3 protein-coding genes and 1 pseudogene are annotated in these 5,973 nt (G+C 54.0%); all 4 read left to right on the top strand.

The features are described from left to right. Nucleotides 1-129: 129 nt before the first annotated feature. Complete coding sequence (gene nagE / locus WFM46_RS22550; protein ID WP_103178692.1) at nucleotides 130-2,079, top strand: PTS N-acetyl glucosamine transporter subunit IIABC; 1,950 nt, start codon at nucleotides 130-132, stop codon at nucleotides 2,077-2,079. 179 nt (nucleotides 2,080-2,258) lie between these two features. Further along, nucleotides 2,259-3,926 carry a glutamine--tRNA ligase gene (gene glnS / locus WFM46_RS22555; protein WP_103178693.1) on the top strand — a complete coding sequence of 556 codons (1,668 nt, stop codon included), beginning with the start codon at nucleotides 2,259-2,261 and terminating at the stop codon, nucleotides 3,924-3,926. A 433-nt stretch (nucleotides 3,927-4,359) separates the two neighbouring features. Next, entirely contained in the window at nucleotides 4,360-5,766 is a 1,407-nt protein-coding gene (gene chiP, locus WFM46_RS22560) for a chitoporin ChiP (protein ID WP_156654102.1), read from the top strand. A gap of 46 nt (nucleotides 5,767-5,812) precedes the next feature. Further along, nucleotides 5,813-5,973, top strand: a pseudogene (gene chiQ, locus WFM46_RS22565) (ChiQ/YbfN family lipoprotein); the annotation flags it as partial.

Here is a 5,973-nt window from a genome sequence, read left to right on the forward strand (position 1 = left end):
TGCGATACGAATTAATTTTTCAGACACTCTCAAAGCCAGTGAATCATCAACTGTATTTATCGTTCGTTACACAATAAAAAACATAGTTTATGCGCGAGCCTTAACAAAGGGTCTCGTAGGGGGAATAGGATGAATATTTTAGGTTTTTTCCAGCGCCTCGGTAGGGCTTTGCAGCTTCCTATCGCCGTGCTACCGGTTGCAGCGCTCCTGCTGCGATTCGGGCAACCCGATCTTCTTAACGTGCCGTTTATTGCTCAGGCTGGCGGCGCAATTTTTGACAACCTGGCGCTGATTTTTGCCATCGGTGTGGCGTCAAGCTGGTCAAAAGACAGCGCTGGTGCTGCGGCACTGGCCGGGGCCGTGGGTTACTTCATCCTCACGAAAGCGATGGTGACCATCAACCCTGAAATCAACATGGGCGTACTGGCGGGTATCATTACCGGTCTCGTCGGTGGTGCCGTCTACAACCGCTGGGCAGGTATCAAACTCCCTGACTTCCTGAGCTTCTTCGGCGGAAAACGTTTCGTGCCGATCGCGACGGGCTTTTTCTGTCTGATCCTTGCCGCCATCTTTGGCTACGTGTGGCCACCGGTGCAGCACGCTATCCATGCGGGTGGCGAGTGGATCGTTTCCGCGGGCGCAATGGGTGCGGGTATCTTCGGTTTCATCAACCGTCTGCTGATCCCAACCGGCCTGCATCAGGTGCTGAACACCATCGCCTGGTTCCAGATTGGTGAGTTCACCAACGCGGCGGGTGCCGTGTTCCACGGTGATATCAACCGTTTCTACGCAGGCGACGGTACCGCGGGCATGTTCATGTCCGGCTTCTTCCCAATCATGATGTTTGGTCTGCCTGGCGCTGCACTGGCAATGTACCTGGCTGCGCCGAAAGCGCGTCGCCCAATGGTTGGCGGTATGCTGCTGTCCGTTGCGATCACGGCCTTCCTGACCGGCGTGACCGAGCCACTGGAATTCCTGTTCATGTTCCTGGCGCCGCTGCTGTATCTCATGCACGCCATCCTGACCGGTATCAGCCTGTTTGTGGCCACTCTTCTGGGTATCCATGCTGGCTTCTCCTTCTCCGCAGGCGCTATCGACTACGTGTTGATGTACAACCTGCCGGCGGCAAGCAGCAACGTCTGGATGCTGATGGTGATGGGCCTGGTGTTCTTCGTTATCTACTTCCTCCTGTTCAGCGCGGTTATTCGTATGTTTAACCTCAAAACGCCGGGCCGTGAAGAGACAAAAGATGACGTCGTAACCAGTGAAGCAAACAGCAATACCGAAGAAGGTTTAACTCAGCTGGCAACCAGCTACATTGCCGCTGTAGGCGGTACCGATAACCTGAAAGCCATTGATGCCTGCATTACCCGCCTGCGTCTGACCGTTGGCGACTCTGCGCGCGTGAGCGATGCCATGTGCAAACGCCTGGGCGCGTCTGGTGTGGTGAAACTGAACAAACAAACCATCCAGGTTATCGTGGGTGCGAAGGCCGAATCTATCGGCGACGAAATGAAAAAAGTGGTTGCCCGTGGGCCGGTCGCTGCTGCCTCAACGGATAGCGCACCCGTGGCTGACGCGCCGGTTGCGAAACCGCAGGCGGTGCCAAATGCGGTAACCATTGCCGCACTGGTTTCGCCAGTCACCGGTGAGGTGGTGGCTCTGGAGCAGGTTCCTGATGAAGCCTTCGCCAGTAAAGCCGTGGGTGACGGTGTCGCGGTTAAACCAACGGAGAAAACCGTTGTGTCTCCTGCGGCGGGCACCATCGTTAAAATCTTCAATACCAACCACGCGTTCTGCCTGGAAACCGACAAAGGGGCGGAGATCGTTGTCCACATGGGCATCGATACCGTAGCGCTGGGTGGCCAGGGCTTCAAACGCCTGGTCGAAGAGGGTGCGGAAGTGGTTGCGGGTCAGCCGGTTCTGGAGATGGATCTCGACTACCTGAACGCCAACGCGCGCTCGATGATTAGCCCGGTTGTCTGCAGCAATATCGATGACTTCAGCGGCCTGGTCATTAAGGCGCAGGGTCAGGTTGTGGCCGGTCAGACACCTCTGTATGAAATTAAAGGCAAATAAGTGCTCCTGAGTAAGCGTTAGTGCCTGAGCGGCGGGTACATCCCCGCCGCTTTTTTTTGCAGCAATCGCCCCCATAATTCTCTTCCGGGACCGTTTTTTGCGTAACTAAAGGTTGTCACTACGCCCGGCTTATAAGATCATATGCCGTTATACGTCGTTTACGCTTTGAGGAATCCACGATGAGTGAGGCTGAAGCCCGCCCGAGCAACTTTATCCGTCAGATCATTGATGAAGATCTGGCCACTGGTAAGCACACCACAGTTCATACCCGTTTCCCGCCGGAGCCGAATGGCTACCTGCATATTGGTCATGCGAAATCGATCTGCCTGAACTTCGGCATCGCGCAGGACTACCAAGGTCAATGCAACCTGCGTTTCGATGACACCAACCCGGTGAAAGAAGATATCGAATACGTAGAGTCCATTAAGAACGACGTGCAATGGTTGGGCTTCAACTGGTCTGGCGACATCTGCTACTCCTCCGACTATTTTGACCAGCTGTATGCTTACGCCGTAGAGCTGATTAACAAAGGTCTGGCCTACGTTGACGAGCTTTCCGCTGACGAAATCCGCGAATACCGTGGCACGCTGACCGCGCCGGGCAAAAACAGCCCCTACCGCGATCGCAGCGTGGAAGAGAACCTGGCGCTGTTTGAAAAAATGCGTGCCGGTGGCTTCGAAGAGGGTAAAGCCTGCCTGCGCGCTAAAATCGATATGGCCTCGCCATTTATCGTGATGCGTGACCCGGTGTTGTACCGCATTAAGTTTGCCGATCACCATCAGACCGGCAGCAAGTGGTGCATCTACCCAATGTACGACTTCACCCACTGCATCAGCGATGCGCTGGAAGGCATTACTCACTCCTTATGTACGCTGGAGTTCCAGGACAACCGTCGTCTGTATGACTGGGTGCTGGATAACATCTCCATTCCGGTGCATCCGCGTCAGTACGAATTCTCTCGTCTGAATCTGGAATACACCGTGATGTCCAAGCGTAAGCTGAACCTGCTGGTTACCGACAAGCACGTTGAAGGCTGGGATGACCCGCGTATGCCAACCATCTCCGGTCTGCGTCGTCGTGGCTATACCGCCGCATCTATCCGCGAGTTTTGCAAACGCATCGGCGTGACCAAGCAGGACAACACCATTGAGATGGCGTCGCTGGAATCCTGCATTCGCGAAGATCTGAACGACAATGCGCCGCGCGCGATGGCTGTTATCGATCCGGTTAAGCTGGTTATCGAAAACTATCCTCAGGGCGAAAGCGAGCTGGTGACCATGCCGAACCATCCGAGCAAGCCGGAGATGGGTAGCCGTGAAGTGCCGTTCAGCGCAGAGATCTGGATCGATCGCGCCGACTTCCGCGAAGAAGCGAACAAGCAGTACAAACGCCTGGTGCTGGGCAAAGAAGTGCGCCTGCGTAATGCCTACGTGATCAAAGCTGAGCGTGTTGAAAAAGATGCTGAAGGCACTATCACCACGATCTTCTGCAGCTACGATGCCGAGACTCTGAGCAAAGATCCTGCCGATGGCCGCAAGGTGAAAGGCGTTATCCACTGGGTCAGCGCGGCACATGCGCTGCCGGTTGAGATCCGTCTGTACGATCGCCTCTTCAGCGTGCCAAACCCGGGTGCCGCAGAGGACTTCCTGGAGGTCATTAACCCGGAGTCGCTGGTGATCAAGCAGGGCTTTGCGGAGCCATCCCTGAAAGGGGCTGTTGCCGGCAATGCGTATCAGTTTGAGCGCGAAGGTTACTTCTGCCTCGACAGCCGCTACGCCACAGCCGATAAACTGGTGTTTAACCGTACCGTCGGTCTGCGTGATACCTGGACGAAAGTCGGCGAATAACCGACCATTTTCTGATAAACGCCGCGCATTGCGGCGTTTTTTTTGCCAGACAATCGGGGCAGAATTTAACGATATGTTCACGTTGCGAATTAATTCCCTTTCTTAAAACTGTTCGCTTTTTCTTCCTTTTCGCAAATTCACCGTAATAGCTATCGGAATGGCTGTTTAATGCCTGCCTGTTAAAAATAACTCGCTAATTATTCCCGTTATTTTAATAAAATATTCTTCTTCCTTTGCTTTGTTACAAATAGCAATCAAATATGTGCGCTTTGTCATAATCCTGACGTTTGATCGCTGAAAAGCATTGATAATTCGCGCCGCGAAAAATAGTCTACAGAGAGGAGATGTAAGCGGGTATTTCTGGTTACCTCCACTTTTTACTTTTTGTTTTTCGCCGTTTTAGGCGCTTTAAATACGTCAAAGAGGATTAATTATGCGTACGTTCAGTGGCAAACGTAGTGCGCTAGCGCTGGCTATTGCCGGTGTAACAGCAATGTCAGGCTGGATGGTTTCTCCGAAAGCCCAGGCCGAAGGTTTTATTGATGATTCCACGCTCACGGGCGGTATTTATTACTGGCAGCGTGAACGTGACCGTAAAGATGTCGAAGCAGATAAATATAAAACTAACCTGGCTCACTCCACCTGGAACGCCAACCTCGATTTCCAGTCCGGCTATGCCGCCGATATGTTCGGTCTCGATCTTGCTGCGTTCACGGCCATTGAAATGGCGGAAAATGGCGACAGCGGCCACCCGAACGAAATTGCGTTCTCCTCCAGCAACAAAGCCTACAAAGAGGACTGGTCCGGCGATAAGAGCGGAATCAGCCTGTATAAAGCCGCAGCAAAATTTAAATACGGCCCGGTCTGGGCGCGCGGCGGCTGGCTGCAACCAACCGGCCAGACCCTGTTAGCGCCACACTGGAGCTTTATGCCAGGTACCTACCAGGGTGCCGAAGCCGGGGCAAACTTTGACTACGGCGACAGCGGGGCGCTGAGTTTCTCGTATATGTGGACCAACGAGTACAAAGCGCCGTGGCATCTTGAGATGGACAAGTTCTATCAGAATGACAGAAAAACCCGCGTTGATTATCTCCACTCCTTTGGCGCGAAGTACGATTTCAAAAATAACCTGATTCTGGAAGCCGCGTTTGGCCAGGCGGAAGGCTTCATCGATCAGTACTTTGCCAAAGCGAGCTACAAACTGGATATCGTGGGTGGCCCCCTTTCTACCAGCTACCAGTTCTACGGCACGCGTGATAAAGCCGATAGCGGCACCGTGAACGATATCTACGACGGCACGGCATGGCTGCAGGCGCTGACCCTGGGTTATAAGGTCGGTCAGGTCGACTTACGTCTGGAAGGGACTTACGTTAAGGCGGAAGGGCAGCAGGGCTATTTCCTGCAGCGCATGACCCCAACCTATGCTTCGTCCAACGGTCGTCTGGACGTGTGGTGGGATAACCGCTCCGACTTCAACGCCAACGGCGAAAAAGCGGTCTTCTTCGGCGCGATGTATGACCTGAGCAACTGGAACCTCGCAGGCTGGAGCGTCGGTGCTTCTTATGTTTACGCCTGGGATGCAAAACCAGCAGACTGGCTGATCAACAGCGCGGGCCAGCGTGAAGATATCGCCTCTAACAAGATCAAAGAGTCTGCCTATAGTCTGGATGCGATCTACACCCTGCAGGACGGTCGCGCGAAAGGCACCATGTTCAAACTGCACTTCACGCAGTATGACAACCATTCCGACATCCCAAGCTACGGCGGCGGCTACGGCAACATCTTCCAGGATGAGCGTGACGTGAAATTTATGGTTATCGCCCCGTTCACCATCTTCTGATGACTCACCCGGCGGGGGATAACCCCGCCGACCGGAGACTGCTATGCTGAAAAAAATCGTACTGGTTGCGCTGCTGGCATCAGGACTGGCCGCCTGCGCACAACCCCAGACCCAGAGAGAAGACACCCGTCTGAAAGAGGCCTACAGCGCCTGTATCAATACCGCTGAAGGTTCGCCAGAAAAATCGAAGCCTGCCAGAGCGTGCTG

The organism is Leclercia sp. M50 (assembly GCF_037150775.1).
Classification (GTDB): Bacteria; Pseudomonadota; Gammaproteobacteria; order Enterobacterales; family Enterobacteriaceae; genus Enterobacter.

Coding starts and splice junctions, on each gene's coding strand:
- nagE (WP_103178692.1), top strand. CDS start 130: ATGAATATTTTAGGTTTTTTCCAGCGCCTCGGTAGGGCTTTGCAGCTT.
- glnS (WP_103178693.1), top strand. CDS start 2,259: ATGAGTGAGGCTGAAGCCCGCCCGAGCAACTTTATCCGTCAGATCATT.
- chiP (WP_156654102.1), top strand. CDS start 4,360: ATGCGTACGTTCAGTGGCAAACGTAGTGCGCTAGCGCTGGCTATTGCC.